This is a genomic window from Exiguobacterium artemiae 255-15 (assembly GCF_000019905.1).
In the GTDB taxonomy this organism is placed as follows: Bacteria; Bacillota; Bacilli; order Exiguobacteriales; family Exiguobacteriaceae; genus Exiguobacterium_A; species Exiguobacterium_A artemiae.
On the sequence record NC_010556.1, the window covers coordinates 2430413 to 2446651 of the forward strand.

Sequence of the window (16239 nt, forward strand, 5' to 3'; positions counted from 1 at the left end):
TTCTAATAATTCAGTAAAGTAAGGAGTAATGAACCGTGGATGATTCCAAACGATCCCGTTCTGCCAAACCAAAACCAAAGCGGTCGTGGTTTAAAGTGTTCGTCACCGTCTTTCTGGTCGTGTTCATCGCCGGAGGTGCTGCATTTGCCTATGTCGCCAACAAAACGTTTCAAACAGCTAAACAATCGGAAGTCGAACTGTCGCGCGGAGATAAATCAGACAAACGGGCTGCTGCCGTTGACTTAACGAAAGATCATTTTTCCGTCCTGCTCGTCGGAACGGATGAACGTCCCGGCGATACGTCTTCACGCGCCGATACGATGATTGTCGCAACGTTCAACAAAACGGATAAACAAGTCAATTTACTGAGTATTCCCCGTGATTCCCTCGTCATGATTCCGTCTGTCGGGTACGAAGATAAAATCAATCATTCCTATGCATTCGGTGGCATTGATTCAACGATTGAGACCGTCGAAACGTTACTTGATATCCCGATCGATTATTACGGTTCGATCAACTTCAACGGTGTTGTGGCGATCGTCGATGCCGTCGGCGGCATTGACGTTGATGTCAAATTACCGATCGATACGTTGAACTCCTCCGATAAAAAAGGCGGCGTCAAGCTCGAACCCGGTCTTCAACGGTTAAATGGTGAGGAAGCCCTTGCCTACGCCCGGATGCGTTACGAGGATCCGGAAGGCGATATCGGCCGGACCAAACGCCAACAACAGGTCGTCCAGGCGATCATCGACCAATCGACGTCATTTGGATCCATCACGAAGCTGAATAAACTGATGGATGCGACGAGTGATAATTTCACGACGAACATGTCCCTGACGGAAGCGTTCCAATTACAACCGTTCGTCAAATCCTTGAACACCGTCAACCGGATTGACTTAAAGGGAACGGATACAAAAATCAACGGTGCCTACTATTATCAGCTCGACCCGAGTTCACTCGCCGATGCGAAAACAATGTTAAAGGAACAGCTGAACTTACCGGAGACGGCTGACGATTCGACCACTACACCGGAGGTTTCCAATGATTCGACCGTTGAAAGCAACTGATTATCCCGAACTGTACCGGCTCCAGCAACAAGCGTACCGCGTCGAGGCCGATTTAATCGGCGCCACTTTCTTTCCGCCGCTTCTTCAATCGGAAGCAGCACTTCACGAAGAACAACCGGCCGGTTACATCACGCGTCTCGACGAACGGCTCGTCGGCGCTTTGACCGTCGAAGGGGAAACGATCACCCGGTTGCTCGTCTCCCCGGATTCTTTTCGTCAGGGCATCGCGACGCAATTGATCCGGCATACCTTGGAACATCAAGCGCTTCGTATCGTTTCGACGGCCGCCTTAAACGAACCGGCCATCACCTTGTATCGCCAATTCGGATTCCGGCCTGTTCATCAAGTCAGACGGGATGCAATCGTTCTCGTGACACTCGAACGTGACGATGCACTTGATGTGTAACGAATCATAGAAAAAGGGGTGACGGATATCAATATCCGTCACCCCTTTTTAGCTGTAAATACTCGTACGTTTGACGTCAATCAGAACCATCCCATGATCGATCCCATCACTGCACCGAGGATCACAATCCGGAGCGGTGATTGTTTGTAGAAACGGAGCAGGCAAAACAGTCCGAAAACGATCAAAAAATCGATTCCTGTTTTGACACTCGACGTGAAGATCGGATCATATAACGCAGCGAGCAGAATACCGACGACTGCTGCATTGACACCAATCAACATCCGTCCGACCTGTTTATTGCCGCGGACCCGGTCCCAAAACGGCAAGACTCCAAGGACAAGTAAAAATCCGGGCAGGAAAATCGCGAGCGTCGCCAGGATTCCGCCCATTAGTCCGTTCACGACCGTCCCAAGATACGTCGCGAACGTAAAGAGTGGCCCCGGAACAGCTTGCGCTGCCGCATAACCGGCCAGGAAACTATCACCTGTCAAAAAGTCCGGCACCAGAGATTGCTGTAAAAACGGCAGGACGACATGTCCACCACCAAACACGAGGGCACCGGCACTGTACATGATACTCGTCAGCTGAAGATTCCCCGCGGCATTCGCCGCAAGGAACGGTGTTACGACAAGCAGGACGATGAACAGGATCAAAGCACTGATACTGAGCCATTTCGGGACACGGATATTGAGTCCGCCTCCACTTTCCGGTTCGTCCTTAAACAGAAATAATCCAAGCACGGCTGCAAGCAGCAGGACACCGACTTGCGCGAGCGGATGGGCGATCAACAAGACACCGGCCAACGCCAGCAACATCAAAAATAACCGTTTCGGACCGACGGCAAGTTTTGTCCCCATACCGAGCACGGCGTCTGCAACGATCGCGACGGCAACAAGCTTGAGACCGTGAATGAAGCCTGCTTCCGTCAAATCGAATTCGGTTGCGAGCACTGCGAACAGAATCAGTAAAATGCTCGACGGTAACGTAAAGCCGATGAATGAGACGATCGCACCGACGACGCCTCCCCGAACGAGACCAATCCCCATCCCGACCTGACTCGAAGCCGGTCCGGGCAGAAATTGACAAAGGGCGACAAGATCGGCGTATGCTTTCTCACCCACCCACTTCCTTCGTTTGACATATTCCTCGTAAAAGTACCCTAAATGGGCGACAGGTCCGCCAAATGACGTTAATCCAAGTTTTAATGAGACGATGAAAATTTCGATCCATCTGTTCATCCGATCACCTCTACGCTGAATTATACGAAAACTTTGTAAATTTTCTGTGACCATTCAGGTGTTTCGTGATTTTTTCCGTCCATATGTGACAGTTCTCCAAAAAGTCTCGACCGGCCCTTGACGATAGCGCTTTAAGTACCAGCTCGAGAAGATGACTTGTACAACCAATACCGCGATGACGAGCAACGTACCTTGCCAGAGCGGAATCGTCCCGTACCGTCCGGTCATGAACAACACCAGTGTAAAGATGACCGTCTGCATGAGGTAATTCGTCAACGCCATCCGTCCCAATACTTGAAATCCGCTTAACGGACGCCCAAACCGGACGAGTAAGGCAATTCCCGCCGCATATGCGACAGCAAGGGTACGACCCGACAGCCAGACGAAAAAGTAATTGGCCAATCCGTCCGGGAAACGCCCTTGATGAATCTGAACAATCGGATAGAGCAACGGCAACGACAGCAACAGACTGGCACCAAACACAAGACGAATCGTCCGGGTCGCCGGCGGACGGACCGTGAATCGTTCCATCAAGTAGGCTCCGATTAAAAACAGGGAAAGAATTTCCGGCCAGATTGCCAGAGAATTCGTTAAACCGTGCGGCAATTGAACGGTCGCATGATAGATGACGAATGCCGCGACGTCATGTGCCGCCACGATTGATTGCAGCGTCGTATCCGGGTCCGGAATCGACCGGTCGCCGACGGACTCGGCATATTGATAAATCGACAGATACCGAAAGAAGACATACAGCTGTAAGGCGAGAGCGGCCCACAGCTTCGTCGACGGTCGTGTCTGAACGAACGCAAGCAGCATCAGACCGCACAGGGCATAGGTCTGCAGGATATCTCCTCTCCAGAACAGCAGATGGATGAGACCGAACAGAAATAGAGCGAGTAAACGGCGGACGAAAATCCACAGTGATTTTCGCTTCATCCGTAACCGGTGGATGAATAGAATGAAGCCGGCTCCGAATAAAACGCTGAACAGCGTATAGAATTTCGTTTGGATGAACAAGTCAAACAGGAGACGCAACAGCTGATCGGTGCTCCCCATTTCGCGCGTGAAACGTTCGCCGAGAAAGCTCGGCATATTAACAAAGAGGATGCCGCATAAAGCGAATCCCCGCAACACATCCAGATAGATAATTCGGTCGGCTCTTTCAATCGGATTCATCTCGACTCCCCTATCGCCAAATCAGCCGCCCAAATTCCTTTGAGCGGCTGATTGGTCATTTTGATGTCATTCGTTCCAGCAAATTCAGTAACGGTCGATAGCGCTCGCCCAGTAATCCAAGCGATTCGACTAAAATATCGAGTACGAGCAATAACATCAGCAAGGAAACGAGTGCTCCAAGCGAAGTCGTTTGTGAAAAGAGGACCGCTGTCATCCCGAAGACGGCACACAATCCGTAAATGACGAGTACCGCCTGCCGCATCGTAAATCCAAGATCGAGTAACCGGTGATGAAGATGGGCTTTATCCGGTGCAAACGGTGGTTTTCCTTGTAATACCCGGCGCACAATCGCAAACAGCGTATCGGAAATCGGGATGCCGAGCAGGATGACCGGCACCGCGAGTGAAAACAGGGTGACGTTCTTGAAACCAAGCAACGACAAAACACCCAACATGTATCCGAGGAATAACGCACCGGTGTCTCCCATGAAAATCTTGGCCGGATAAAAGTTGTGGAACAGAAAACCAAATGTACTCATCAATAAAAGAATCGCGACAATCGTCACGTAGACATTGCCCTGAATGACGGCCAGGCTGATCAGCGTCAGCAGGACAATACTTGAAACCCCTGCCGCCAGTCCGTCGAGTCCGTCAATCAGATTGACGGCATTTGTGATGCCGATGACCCAGAGAAACGTCAGCGGGACACTCCACCAGCCGAGATACAATTGTTGATCAAACGGCAGATTGATAAACTCAATCCGGATCCCGCCGTTTAAGACGACCACGGCCGCGACGATCTGCCCCATCAGTTTCAGCCGGGCATTTAATTGAAAACGGTCATCGAGTGCGCCTGTCAAAATCACGACAAAGCCTCCGACCAGAATATGTGTCGCATACGGGCTTGAAGGTTGCAAAATAAAGTAACCGATCATAAATGCAATGTAAATCGCAAGACCGCCTAAACGCGGCATAATTCGTACGTGTACCTTTCGCGCGTCCGGACTGTCAACGGCACCGACGGCAATCGCAAAGCGTTTTACGACGGGTGTGATCAGTAAGGCCGCGATAAAACAGACAATGGACGCCGTCCATAACATAATAACATCACGCTCCTGCGCGAATTATATCATAAAAAAAAAGAGCCGACGAGCGGCTCACATGAAGATTGGGACTTCTGCAGATGGATCATATGTATAGATGCCACGTCCGACTTTTTTAATCGCCGGATTCGCTTGTTCCACTTTTGCCATCAGTTGATAAATGTTGCTGATTTGGTGACGGTACCGGAGTTCCAGTTCCATTTGAATGTCCCGTGCCGACATTGATTCACGTTCACGCATCAAGTCGCTGATTTGATGGACATAAACTTCCAGTGGGTAACGTTGGTTGACTCGGCGTTGCTTGAGCGGACGCTCCTGTGTCACGGCAACTTCTTTTGCCGAATCACTTGTTCCCCGACTTAATTCTGCGATTAAATATTCAGCGCGCCGTTGCAGACGACGGTATTCCTCTTCAATTTCCATCAGTTCTCGGTAGATATGTTCACTCGATCCCATTTGTTAACCCACTTTCCTAAATTAAACATAAATATTTCAATTATGTTTCAATTGTATGTTTTTTGAAATAAAATAAGATACAATTTTCCTCTTTAATATATAATTTTATTATACATTTAATTATTCTGTAATATTTTTCTCTCGTTGGTTGTCACTTGACTACACTTCATATTAACAGAAAGGAGATAGAACGGAACAGATAAATTATAAATTAAACTATTTTAAAAATACTTAATTGACTATATAAGCATTTCTAAGTATTCATTCTACTTAAAAGGAGACTGGAAATTTAATGGACAAATTAACTAAAATCCTCACAATGACGCTAGTACTTTTGCTTCTGGTGACCATCGCTTTTCCGTCCTCATTAGTATCGGCTGCTTCCGGCGTAACGTTTACGAAAACGACCTATCAAACGACAGATTTACTGAATTTACGTTCGTCCGACTCAGTTTCCTCCAAAAAATTAACGACGATCCCGAAAAAAACGTCGCTGACGTCCAACTACCGGATCGGTGACTGGTACCTTGTCACCCACAACGGAAAGACCGGTTACGTACTCGGTCAATACTTAACGAAAGTCGTCAGCGGGACGGCCTTCGCGAAGACGGCCTACCAGACGACGGATGCTTTATCGTTGCGTCAGGATGCTTCGACATCTTCAGTCCGCCTTTTGACCATTCCGGTCAAGACGACGGTTACGTCGAGCTTCCGTGACGGCAATTGGTACAAAGTGACGTATAACAATAAAACCGGTTTCGTATCGGGTGCCTATCTAAAGAAAGTGACGGCATCGTCGACAGCCTATACGACGACGGAACGGCTGAACTTCCGGACTGCACCGACGACATCTGGCGCTCTATTGATGACGATTCCGAGCAATCAAGTCGTCCAGTCCTTATCCGTCAGCTCCAACTGGCACAAAATCAGTTACGGTGGGAAAACTGGATATGTCATGGGGACGTATTTAAAAAAAGAGACGGCTTCTCCGACCGTCCCGACTGCCGGAACGGCGGATTACAGCGGTAGCAAGATGTACGTTCTGATTGATGCCGGAAGCACCGTCGCCTTACGGGCATCCGCTTCCGTTCTCAGCGGACAAATCACCCGTCTCGGCCGTGGTACACCGGTTGTCGTGACAAACAATCTTCATAAGACACGTGGTTTTTTAGCTGTCCAAACAGCTGACGGACGTCGCGGTTATGTGGAAGCTACTTATTTGACGCTCTTTCAACCGAGTCCGGCTAATCGTCCATTGATTGTCCTCGATCCCGGACACGGTGCTTACGATCCGGGCGCTGTCCGGGCAGGACTCGCAGAACGGGACATCGTCCTGTCTGTTGCCCGTCAAGTCGCCGGTCTGCTGGCAGGAAAAGTGGATTTGACGTTAACACGCTACACAAACGATTATTATCCGTCACTCGGCGACCGGAGTGCGATGGCAAACGCTTTGTCGACGTCACGGTTCGTCAGCATCCATATCAATGCTTCGAATGGTACCAGTGCGTCCGGTGCGGAAAGTTACTACTATAAGGGAACAACTTCCGTTCAGCTCGCACAGGCGATTCAGCAACGGCTGACAGGTTACGCCGGCATGCGCGACCGCGGTGTCCACTTTGCCAATTATGCTGTCATTCGCGGAACGCAGGCACCGGCCGTCCTGGCGGAACTCGGTTTCCTATCGAATGCGTCAGATCGTGCGAAACTGGCAGACCCCGCTTATCAGGCACGTTATGCCCAAGCGATTGCCGACGGTATTCTCGCGACACTTTAAGTTCAAAGACTGTAAAACGCTCATTCCGTCTATCGGAACGAGCGTTTTTTATATGACAAAAGGACCGCTCAGGGAAGCGGTCCTTTTGTACTCACATGAAAAGAGATTGATCATATAAAACCATCTGCCATCAGGGAATGGCGGATGTTCATTAGCGACTAGCTAGAATCTGCTCAAGGGAAAGCAAATCCGTCGAATCGACACGATAGTCTGCCTCATGTAACGTCGTTTCCGGACCGACTCCGACAGCATACATACCCGCTGCGTGAATGGCCGTGATTCCTGCCGCTGCATCTTCTACACCGATGCAACGTTCAGGTGCGACGCCAAGCGCCTCTGCTGCCCGTAAAAACACTTCAGGGTGTGGTTTTGACTGGGCGACGGTTGCCGCATCGACGATGTCATCAAAATAGTGCCGGACTCCAAGTGCCTCAACGACAGTCAACGCATTTTTAGAAGCTGACGCCATTCCGATTTTCAGCCCAGTCGCACGGATTTCATCCAGGAATGCAATGATTCCCGGTAAAAGATCCTGTTCTGAAATATGTTGGATCAACGTGACGTAATGGTCGTTCTTTTTCGTTGCGAGCGCTTCTTTTTCCTGAGCGGTAAAAGCATCCTGCTTCCCGCCAAGTATCAAAATCCGCTCCAGTGAATCGGTCCGACTGACGCCTTTCAGTGTTTCGTTGAACTCCCGGTCGAACGGAATGTCCAACTCCTCACCCAGTTGTTTCCAAGCCAGATAATGATACTCGGCTGTATCGGTAATTACGCCGTCCAAGTCAAAAATGACCGCTTCAATCGTTGGTGCCATCCGACATCCATCCTTTCATCCATCGTACATGAAAGACAAGAAATCGAATGATTTGCGCAAACGATTGCACTTGCCTCAAGAATTATTTTACCTGTTCCCCTTCCCCTTTGCAAGCGTTATCAAAAAACAAATCCAAATCGTTTCCCTTTCTAGAAAGAAACCGTTTTCAATTTCAAGGGAATGTTTTACTTATTTCGTTCTTTTCTATTCGTTTTACAATTTTTAACTGTTATAATAAAAGCGAGTTTGACAGTCGAACCGAAGGAGTGACCAATCATGTTTCAGCGCGTTAAACAATTAATAGATGAACAGAGTCGCAGAATGCGTCGTTATGAAAAAACCGTTTTATTAATTAACAGCTTAGAAGCAGAAATGGAACAAAAAACGGATGAAGAACTACAGCTTTTGACCACATCTTTGAAAAATCGTCTGCAGGCCGGTGAGAAAATCGAGGCAATCACCGTGACGGCCTTTGCCCTTGTCCGGGAAGCCAGCAAGCGGACACTCGGTCTTCGTCATTACGATGTCCAGTTGATCGGCGGACTCGCCCTTCTGTCCGGACATATCGCCGAAATGGCGACCGGTGAGGGAAAAACACTCGTCGCGTCACTCGCTAGTTTCACCCAGGCCCTGCACGGTCAAGGGGTCCATGTCATCACCGTCAACGAATACCTCGCTCAGCGTGATGCGGAACAGATTGGTCAGATTCACCGTTTCCTGGGTTTGACGGTCGGCATCAATTCAGCAGAACTGTCATTCGAAGAAAAACAGCAGGCTTATGCCGCTGATATTACATACGGAGTCGGAACGGAATTCGGCTTCGACTATCTGCGGGACCATTTGGTCATGCGGCAGGAAGATCGTCTGCAACGTCCCCTCCGCTTCGCGTTAATCGATGAAGTCGACAGTGTTTTGATCGACGAAGCCAAAACCCCTCTCATCATGGCGGAACGGGACACCGTTCACGAAGGTTTACAACAGTTGGTCCGTCATGTCGTCAAAGACTTTAAAGAAGACGCCGATTATACGTTCGATGAAGAAATCAAGGCGGTCGCCTTAACGGATCAAGGCATCGAGACGATTGAGCGGACTTTCGGCATCGATCAGCTGTTTGCAGCGGAACATGCTGTCTTGTTCCATTATGTCATTCAGGCGCTGCGGGCTCATGTCGTTCTCCAAAGAGACGTTGATTACATCGTCAAGGACGATAAGATTGCACTCGTCGACCTGTTCACCGGTCGGTTGATGGAAGGACGCAGTTTATCGGACGGTCTCCACCAAGCGCTTGAAGCGAAGGAACACGTCAGCGTGACCGAAGAAAATCGGACGACAGCGCAAATCACGATCCAGCATTACTTCCGTCTCTATCAACACGTGTGCGGGATGACCGGGACCGCTGCCACTTCCCGTGATGAATTTTTGAAGACGTACCGGATGGATGTTGTATCGATTCCACCGAACCGTCCGAAAATCCGAATCGATGAAGCGGATGTCCTGTTCTTGACGAGTCCTGAGAAATACAGCGCGATTGCGGCAGCGACCGAAACAGCTCATTCGACGGGGCAACCGGTCTTGATCGGAACGACTTCGATCGAACAATCCTTAAAGGTCGCCGACGTCCTCGATCAGCGGCACATTCCTTACGAGATTCTGAACGCCAAAACGGTCGACCAGGAAATCCGGATCATCGAGTCCGCCGGCCGCCACGGCCGGGTGACGATTGCGACGAACATGGCAGGACGCGGAACGGATATCCTGCTCGATGATGCGGCGAAAGCGCAAGGCGGTCTGTTCGTCATCGGCACGGAACGTCACGAATCAGTCCGGATCGATAACCAGTTGCGTGGCCGGGCGGGACGTCAAGGAGATCCCGGTCTGACACGTTTCTACCTGTCGCTCGAAGATGAACTGCCTCGACGGTTTGCCCGTGAACGGTTAGAGCGCGTCAAAAAGAAGCTCGGTTCCGTCACCGGTCCGATCAGTGCAAAAGAAGCTCAGCAGCTGATGGCTTATGCGCAGGAAACCTGCGAATCGGTCAACCGCAGCGTCCGTGACGATCTCGTCCAACTCGAGGAAGTCATCAGTGAACAACGTCTTGCCATCTATCGTCTCCGCAATCAAATCGTTGATTCGGCGACACTGGACCAATTCGTCCAGCCGTTTGCCGCCCGGACCGTCCACGCCTATCTCGATCAGTATTTGACGGACGACCTCGTTCCGGAAGAATGGCCGATTGAATTATTGACGACGGAACTGGAACAATTGTTGCATCAGCCGGTCGAACTGCCTCTGGCTGACTCGATTGAAACAATCAAACAGCAACTGGAACCGTTCATTGCTGCGGTCGACCAGCGAATGGCCTTACAGATCACCGAAGATGAAGAAACGGCGCGACGGTTCATGTTACTGGCACTCGATGAGCAGTGGACGAGTCATTTGACAGCGATGAATTCCCTCAAGGAAGGGATTCATTTACGCAGCTACGGTCAAGAACAGCCGGTCCGGATTTTCGAACGGGAAGGTATGGATTATTTCCGTTATGCGATCTTCAGTTTTGAAAAACAAGTCGTTTCCGGACTATGCCGTCTGGAAGAAACCACTCTGCAAGGAGGACTGCTTCATGCAACCGTCGATTGAAGATGAAATTCAACCTGCGCTTTACTTTACCGAAGATATGCCGATCGTCAAAGAAGACGAGTATGTTTTTCGGTACGCACTCAATCAGTTACCGAAACTCGGACCGAATCAGTTGGCTATCCACCTCTTTCAAGTATTGCAGACGGAACCGTTGCAACTGATTGCGTTGTTCCAAAATACACTTGAACGTTCTTTCCAGCTCAATGATCTGGTTGTCCTCGTCCTGTCAGGCGATCAGCTCGTCGCAAGGAAGACATTTACGATTGAAGAGGTACCGGTGTTGCTTCCGAAAGCGACCTTACCGCTTTGGCTCGACTTTTCGGAGGAAGAGCAGTTCGTCGAGTTGTCGACGCTTGATGCTTCGCTCGAACTGGTTTTCTCCAATGAACAGTTAACGGATCTCGTCATCGATGATTCCTTTACTGCTTCGGAGCAACGCCTGATTCGTCAAATTGCTTTCTCTCATCCTGCTCCACCGACAGACGGCTGGTCCTTGTTGCCGGTCTCAATTTTCAAACAGGAACAGATCGTCGAGTCCATTTTACTGGTCCGCAATCCGAGTGGACAAACGCTCGAACTCGACTCACTTGCGTTTGAGTTGTTGCTTGGTGATCAGGTGGTCGCCGTAACCCGGCATGCCTCGGTGACCGTGTCTCCGCAAAGCGAACAAGCGGTCCGCCTGCTGTTTGACTGCACGGCACATCCGAGTGATGCTTTGGCTTTACGGTACCTGCCGGAATAATTCCTTCAAAAAAAAGGGCTTCTCGTCAATGACGAAAAGCCCCTTTTGGATTATCCTTTTAATAAACCGATGACACGAACGTTGACCGCTTTCGGCTGGAATGCCAACATGTTTTCCATGTCTTGGGCAATCCGTTCCTGTACTTTTCCTGCTGTCTTGATAATCGACATCCCGTATTTGATATGAACCGAAAGACTGACCGTAATGGCACCGTCCTCGTCTTCGACCTTCACGAGCTTAACCATCTGTTTTTCCTGTAACTTCGAATCGTCCTGAGTAAAAGCAATTCCTTCTGTTTCCTGAACCGCTACCCCGGCAATCACTTCAATCACTTGTTGAGAAACGTTGACGACACCATCCGCATTGTTTAAGTTATACGACATACTTTCCACGCCCTTCATCTATTAATCGCTCTACTTTAAAGTGTATAGCATTTAACCTTTTTTTGAAAGGTCTTGTCGTTCTTCGACGATCGGACGAATATCGATTTCGATCAACGGACGCATCAGACGGACAATCAACGGATGAATGATGACGCCGACAATCAACAAGGCGACACCGATGACGATCAGCAGGGCGAGCCAGGTTTGCGGTACGAAGGCTGTCGTTACATACTGCCGCCATGCCATGACGAAGAAAACGTGCAACAGATAGACATATAAACTGAGCTCTCCGGCCCGTGTCACGAGCGGCAGACGACGCATCGGGACGAGCATCATAAAGCCTAGAGACGCCGTAATCGACAGGAAATAGATGACACTGTGCTTCAACACACCAACCCAGGCATCACTGTCATACTGTTCGACATACGGGAAACGATGCTTGAATGCATTTGCCAAGGCGACGATTTCCTGTGGTGTGTCGCGCCATGCTTCATAGAGAAGGAAACCGACGACGCTTGCGAAAGCCAGTCCGCCGATCAATCGGACGTTCATCCGCCGTTTAAAGCTTTTCGGCATTTCGAAAATCCGGATGAATTCGTGTTCCGACAAGTAGTTCCCGAGCAGGAAGTACGGATAGAACATGATTAATTTTCGTAAAGCCAGAAATCCGGTGTTTTCTAATTCAAAACCGTATAATAAGGCAAAAGCGAGTCCGAACCAGACATAGCCGCGCAGATGGATGACATACGGCGTGACGATATACCAGACGACCATGACGAATAAATACCAGAGTGCCCAGTACGGCCGGAGCAGATGCGTTCCGAGATTTTGTCCGGATAACAACGGCAGTCCTTCTCCAAACGTTGCCCATGAGCCAATCAAAATCTGCCAGACACAATAGACGGCAAACAGTTGAATGACATGTAAGTATTTATTTTCCCGGAAGAAGTAGCCGCTTAAAATAATGAATAATGGCATGTGAAACGAATAAATGACCAGGTACACTGTTTCGAGTAACTTTCCATCGTAATCAAACCGTAAATCCGTCAGCATATGACCAATTACTACGAAAATGACAAGGAATCCTTTGATATTATCAAACCACGGATTTCGATTCATGTTACACTACCCCTTATACTCCCTCGAAAGGAACGATTGTTTTATGAAAAAAGCACTAGTCATTCTCTCGATCGTCGCCAACGTCGTCCTCCTCGCGTTATTGCTCGGACGTAAACCGATCGAGTTATTCGAGCAGGCCTTTCCTGCGACGAACACACAGCCTATTTCGACATTCCAATATACGAAAAATCCGAACTACGTCCGCTTGAATAGTCTTTTCCATACTTATCAATACCCAAAATCACCGAATTCTGTCATGCTCGGTGACTCGATGACGAATTTTGGTGATTGGCGGATCCTGCTCAATGATCCGACAATTGTCAATTTCGGAATTCCCGGTGATACGACGGAAGGCTTTCTGACCCGCCTCGACCTGATTGTCGAGATGAAACCGAAACGTGTTTTCCTGATGGGCGGCATCAACGACATCCGGCACTTCACCCCGATTCCGACGATCACGGAAAACATGACGACAATCGTGACGACACTGCGAAAAAATAACATTGATGTCGTCATTCAGTCAACGTTACCCGTCGCACCCAAGTACTCCGATTCGGTCCGTGTCAATCGTGACGTCGAAGCCTTGAACCGGAATCTCGAGCAGCTTGCCAAATCAGCCGGTGTTCCGTTTGTCGATTTACGTCCGGAGTTGACGAATCAACAGGGTTATCTTCAAAACCGGATGACGTACGACGGACTCCATCTAGTCGGCGGCGGCTACCTGCGATGGAGTGATGCGTTAAAACCATTTGCGGAACGGATTCAGATTACGGAAAACAAATGAACGTCGAAAAAAGGAGACTCCGTTTTTTACGGAGTCTCCTTTTTTCGACGTTCATCTACGCGGTGACAGGCACCATGTCATCAGTCTTCCTGGTTTTTAACACCCATGTATGCGGCGACGCTCGATGCTGAAAATACAGCAATCGCGACGATACCGACTGCAATCCATACGACTTGATCCATCATTTCTCCCCCTTGTATGTAACCGTTCACTTTCTTTTTTTAGCGTACACGAAATTCGTCAAGAAAGAAACACATTTTCTATGTCTAACGACTAGACGTTTCGGGAAAAAGTAACTATAGTAGAAAGACAACTATAAATTGTCAGAAAATTCGATTATTTAACAAGGAGGTGATTCTGATGTCAACCCCAATCCTGAAACCCCGACTTCAGATGAAGCAACGAAGTCTAGTCAACTTTAGTTATTGGTTCGTCATCGGTCTCATTGGATGGACGATGCTCAGTTTCGTAACCGGACTTCGCGATCGATTGGCGAGCCTCCCCATCTACGAAAGCATTCCGCTTGTATTGGCTGTCCTCTTGACTACCGGCGTTTTATTAAAGATGGCCCGGGATGAATGGTGGATCCGGTACCTCAATCGGCAAACCCAGTTTTACATCGGTCATGAAACCGTCGTGACCTGGTGCCTCATCATCGACAGCATGTGGTTGATCCGTAAACCGATGCGCCGTGAACTCCGTCATCTCTATCGACACATTACCCGAACGAAAACTTCACCAGAAGCCATCGAGACACTTGCGAACGAACTGGTCGAACGTGGTATCCTCATCGTCTATTCCCGTCCTAAGAGTGACCATCCTGCTTGAATGGAAAAAGAGCATAGAAAATCAGGACACGCTTCCTGGATTCCATGCTCTTTTTCTATGATTATTTTTGGGCAAGCCAACTTGCTGCTGCTTCAATCGTCGGCATGATGAGCTGATGACCATGGTTCGACCAGGTCACATCGACCGTAGCCCCTGCCTGTTCGAAAATCACTTTTAAATCTTCCGTCTCCGAAGCCGGACAAATCGGATCATTGGTTCCGGCTCCGATAAAGACGCGAACTTGTGACGAATCCGGTAACGTCACGCCGCGACGCGGGACCATCGGATGCAACAAGATCGCCTGTTCAAACAACCGTTCTTCGAACATCATATTTGCCGCGATATTCGCACCGTTCGAATAACCGACCGGGATGACGTCTTGAAGGGAAAAACCGGACGTACGGCTTGTCTCTTTCACGAAATCAATCAGACGGGCTGTCCGCAAAGCGAGATCCTCTTCATCAAAGACACCTTCCGCCAATCGTTTAAAGAACCGCGGCATCCCGTTTTCTGTCACCTCACCCCGGACCGACAGATAACCGGCCTCCGGATCGAGAAGTCGAACGAGCCCGACTAAATCCTGTTCAGTCCCGCCTGTTCCGTGTAATAAAAGAAAAATCGGTGCGCCCGGTCGTTTCGCCGGTTCAAATAAATGAATCATACAAGTCTCCCCTTTGGTAGTGTAATCGGTGCGACATGTCCTTCAATCGTCGCCCGGTGTGCTTCAAACTGTTCCGGTAATTTCAAATCTTCTCCAAGCAGCTCAAACGCTTCGTCGACCGTAAATCCCGGATTGTCCGTTGCGATTTCATGCAGAATCCGCCCCCGGTCGTGGAAGTAGATCGATGTAAAGTAATTACGGTCCTTCACTTCCGTCGTCATCAATCCGAATGCATTGATTTGTTTCATCCAGTCCAGTTGTTGGGTCTGGTCGTCGGCCCGCCACGCAATATGGTGGACTGTGCCGGCACCCGGACGGCCGACCGGTACGTTCGCATGCAAAATATCGATGGTATTGCCGAACTCGCCTTCCGCTGTATAGCGGTCCATCGTCTCGGAGCGTTTCGCAATCGTTAATCCGAATGCTTCCGTCAAAAGACGTGCCGTATCGGCCGGATCACGCGACAACAACGTCGCACCGGCAAATCCTTTGATCGCGACATCCGTCGAGATCCCGTCGATTTCAAAGCGACTGTTCGGACCTTTGCTTCGTTCAACCAACTCAATCTGTAATCCGTGCGGATCTTGGAAAACAAGCTGCTTTTCGCCGAAGCGTTCTGCTTCTTCGAACGTCACTAACTTTTCCGTTAAACGGTTTTTCCAAAAGTCATAGCTGCCTGTCGGAATCGCATATGCCGTCGTTCCGACTTGACCCGCTCCGACTTTCCCCTGCTGCATGCCTTCAAACGGGAAAAAAGTGATGATTGTTCCAGGTTTACCCGATTCATTGCCGAAATAAAAGTGATAGGTTCCCGGATCGTCAAAGTTGACCGTTTTCTTGACGAAACGCAGACCAAGCGTCGTACCGTAAAAATCAAGATTTTCCTGTGGATTACCGACCATTGCTGAAATGTGATGAATGCCTTTCGTTTTCATATTCGTTCGCACTCCCTTCTTTCATTTCCTTTAACACAATAATAGTAACTCATTTACTAAAAGTAAACCATTATGCTTAAACATCTCTTTTTTGGAACCTTTCTTCCATTTACCCGT

General features: G+C 49.2%; 16 protein-coding genes. 7 read left to right on the forward strand and 9 right to left on the reverse strand.

Translation table 11 applies throughout. From position 1 onward, the window contains the following. The first annotated feature begins 35 nt into the window (after positions 1-35). Both EXIG_RS12585 and EXIG_RS12590 read left to right on the forward strand, forming a co-directional pair. Positions 36-1067: an LCP family protein gene (locus tag EXIG_RS12585; RefSeq protein ID WP_012371337.1), complete on the forward strand. Its 1032-nt coding sequence runs from the start codon at positions 36-38 to the stop codon at positions 1065-1067. Further along, entirely contained in the window at positions 1042-1473 is a 432-nt protein-coding gene (locus EXIG_RS12590) for a GNAT family N-acetyltransferase (protein ID WP_012371338.1), read from the forward strand. The genes EXIG_RS12585 and EXIG_RS12590 overlap by 26 nt, the downstream gene beginning before the upstream one ends. Positions 1474-1553: 80 nt before the next feature. Here the strand turns inward: EXIG_RS12590 and chrA are convergent, their stop codons facing one another. Genes chrA through EXIG_RS12610 form a run of 4 tightly spaced genes read right to left on the reverse strand, consistent with a single transcriptional unit; the run spans position 1554 to position 5445 of the window. Beyond that, positions 1554-2711, reverse strand: coding sequence for a chromate efflux transporter (chrA, locus tag EXIG_RS12595; protein WP_012371339.1), 1158 nt, complete (start codon positions 2709-2711; stop codon positions 1554-1556). A 54-nt stretch (positions 2712-2765) separates the two neighbouring features. Beyond that, positions 2766-3887, reverse strand: a complete 1122-nt coding sequence (locus EXIG_RS12600; protein ID WP_012371340.1) for a DUF418 domain-containing protein — start codon at positions 3885-3887, stop codon at positions 2766-2768. 55 nt (positions 3888-3942) lie between these two features. Next, on the reverse strand, positions 3943-4986 hold the full coding sequence (locus EXIG_RS12605; RefSeq protein WP_012371341.1) for a glycosyltransferase family 4 protein: 1044 nt from the start codon (positions 4984-4986) through the stop codon (positions 3943-3945). Positions 4987-5043: 57 nt separating this feature from the next. Continuing rightward, positions 5044-5445, reverse strand: coding sequence for a Rok-like winged helix domain-containing protein (locus EXIG_RS12610; RefSeq protein ID WP_012371342.1), 402 nt, complete (start codon positions 5443-5445; stop codon positions 5044-5046). A 319-nt stretch (positions 5446-5764) separates the two neighbouring features. Between EXIG_RS12610 and EXIG_RS12615 the strand changes: the two genes are divergently transcribed. Next, positions 5765-7219 carry an N-acetylmuramoyl-L-alanine amidase gene (locus EXIG_RS12615; RefSeq protein WP_234944538.1) on the forward strand — a complete coding sequence of 485 codons (1455 nt, stop codon included), beginning with the start codon at positions 5765-5767 and terminating at the stop codon, positions 7217-7219. 151 nt (positions 7220-7370) lie between these two features. Here EXIG_RS12615 and pgmB read toward each other — a convergent pair whose 3' ends face one another. Then, the gene (pgmB, locus tag EXIG_RS12620) at positions 7371-8033 is read right to left on the reverse strand and encodes a beta-phosphoglucomutase (RefSeq protein WP_012371344.1); all 663 of its coding nucleotides are present in this window, start codon (positions 8031-8033) and stop codon (positions 7371-7373) included. A gap of 276 nt (positions 8034-8309) precedes the next feature. On the opposite strand from pgmB, the gene secA2 reads away from it, so the two are divergent. Beyond that, positions 8310-10670, forward strand: coding sequence for an accessory Sec system translocase SecA2 (secA2, locus tag EXIG_RS12625; RefSeq protein ID WP_012371345.1), 2361 nt, complete (start codon positions 8310-8312; stop codon positions 10668-10670). Then, a complete protein-coding gene (locus EXIG_RS12630; RefSeq protein WP_012371346.1) occupies positions 10654-11412 on the forward strand; it encodes an SLAP domain-containing protein in 759 nt (252 codons plus the stop codon). The genes secA2 and EXIG_RS12630 overlap by 17 nt, the downstream gene beginning before the upstream one ends. Before the next feature lie 50 nt (positions 11413-11462). On the opposite strand, the gene EXIG_RS12635 is transcribed toward EXIG_RS12630, so the two are convergent. Both EXIG_RS12635 and EXIG_RS12640 read right to left on the reverse strand, forming a co-directional pair. Beyond that, complete coding sequence (locus EXIG_RS12635) at positions 11463-11795, reverse strand: Asp23/Gls24 family envelope stress response protein (protein WP_234944539.1); 333 nt, start codon at positions 11793-11795, stop codon at positions 11463-11465. A gap of 51 nt (positions 11796-11846) precedes the next feature. After that, the gene (locus EXIG_RS12640) at positions 11847-12914 is read right to left on the reverse strand and encodes an acyltransferase family protein (protein ID WP_012371348.1); all 1068 of its coding nucleotides are present in this window, start codon (positions 12912-12914) and stop codon (positions 11847-11849) included. A gap of 43 nt (positions 12915-12957) precedes the next feature. Here EXIG_RS12640 and EXIG_RS12645 point away from each other — a divergent pair, with 43 nt between their 5' ends. Both EXIG_RS12645 and EXIG_RS12650 read left to right on the forward strand, forming a co-directional pair. Continuing rightward, positions 12958-13698, forward strand: coding sequence for an SGNH/GDSL hydrolase family protein (locus EXIG_RS12645; RefSeq protein ID WP_012371349.1), 741 nt, complete (start codon positions 12958-12960; stop codon positions 13696-13698). 360 nt (positions 13699-14058) lie between these two features. Then, positions 14059-14526 carry a hypothetical protein gene (locus EXIG_RS12650; RefSeq protein WP_012371350.1) on the forward strand — a complete coding sequence of 156 codons (468 nt, stop codon included), beginning with the start codon at positions 14059-14061 and terminating at the stop codon, positions 14524-14526. 61 nt (positions 14527-14587) lie between these two features. Here EXIG_RS12650 and EXIG_RS12655 read toward each other — a convergent pair whose 3' ends face one another. Together EXIG_RS12655 and EXIG_RS12660 are read right to left on the reverse strand one after the other, a co-directional pair. Beyond that, the gene (locus tag EXIG_RS12655) at positions 14588-15187 is read right to left on the reverse strand and encodes an alpha/beta hydrolase (protein WP_012371351.1); all 600 of its coding nucleotides are present in this window, start codon (positions 15185-15187) and stop codon (positions 14588-14590) included. Continuing rightward, the gene (locus EXIG_RS12660; RefSeq protein ID WP_012371352.1) at positions 15184-16122 is read right to left on the reverse strand and encodes a VOC family protein; all 939 of its coding nucleotides are present in this window, start codon (positions 16120-16122) and stop codon (positions 15184-15186) included. Before EXIG_RS12660 ends, EXIG_RS12655 begins: the two co-directional genes overlap by 4 nt. Between the last annotated feature and the right edge of the window lie 117 nt (positions 16123-16239).

Coding starts and splice junctions, on each gene's coding strand:
- EXIG_RS12590 (WP_012371338.1), top strand. CDS start 1,042: ATGATTCGACCGTTGAAAGCAACTGATTATCCCGAACTGTACCGGCTC.
- chrA (WP_012371339.1), bottom strand. CDS start 2,711: ATGAACAGATGGATCGAAATTTTCATCGTCTCATTAAAACTTGGATTA.
- EXIG_RS12600 (WP_012371340.1), bottom strand. CDS start 3,887: ATGAATCCGATTGAAAGAGCCGACCGAATTATCTATCTGGATGTGTTG.
- EXIG_RS12605 (WP_012371341.1), bottom strand. CDS start 4,986: ATGTTATGGACGGCGTCCATTGTCTGTTTTATCGCGGCCTTACTGATC.
- EXIG_RS12610 (WP_012371342.1), bottom strand. CDS start 5,445: ATGGGATCGAGTGAACATATCTACCGAGAACTGATGGAAATTGAAGAG.
- EXIG_RS12615 (WP_234944538.1), top strand. CDS start 5,765: ATGACGCTAGTACTTTTGCTTCTGGTGACCATCGCTTTTCCGTCCTCA.
- pgmB (WP_012371344.1), bottom strand. CDS start 8,033: ATGGCACCAACGATTGAAGCGGTCATTTTTGACTTGGACGGCGTAATT.
- secA2 (WP_012371345.1), top strand. CDS start 8,310: ATGTTTCAGCGCGTTAAACAATTAATAGATGAACAGAGTCGCAGAATG.
- EXIG_RS12630 (WP_012371346.1), top strand. CDS start 10,654: ATGCAACCGTCGATTGAAGATGAAATTCAACCTGCGCTTTACTTTACC.
- EXIG_RS12635 (WP_234944539.1), bottom strand. CDS start 11,795: ATGTCGTATAACTTAAACAATGCGGATGGTGTCGTCAACGTTTCTCAA.
- EXIG_RS12640 (WP_012371348.1), bottom strand. CDS start 12,914: ATGAATCGAAATCCGTGGTTTGATAATATCAAAGGATTCCTTGTCATT.
- EXIG_RS12645 (WP_012371349.1), top strand. CDS start 12,958: ATGAAAAAAGCACTAGTCATTCTCTCGATCGTCGCCAACGTCGTCCTC.
- EXIG_RS12650 (WP_012371350.1), top strand. CDS start 14,059: ATGTCAACCCCAATCCTGAAACCCCGACTTCAGATGAAGCAACGAAGT.
- EXIG_RS12655 (WP_012371351.1), bottom strand. CDS start 15,187: ATGATTCATTTATTTGAACCGGCGAAACGACCGGGCGCACCGATTTTT.
- EXIG_RS12660 (WP_012371352.1), bottom strand. CDS start 16,122: ATGAAAACGAAAGGCATTCATCACATTTCAGCAATGGTCGGTAATCCA.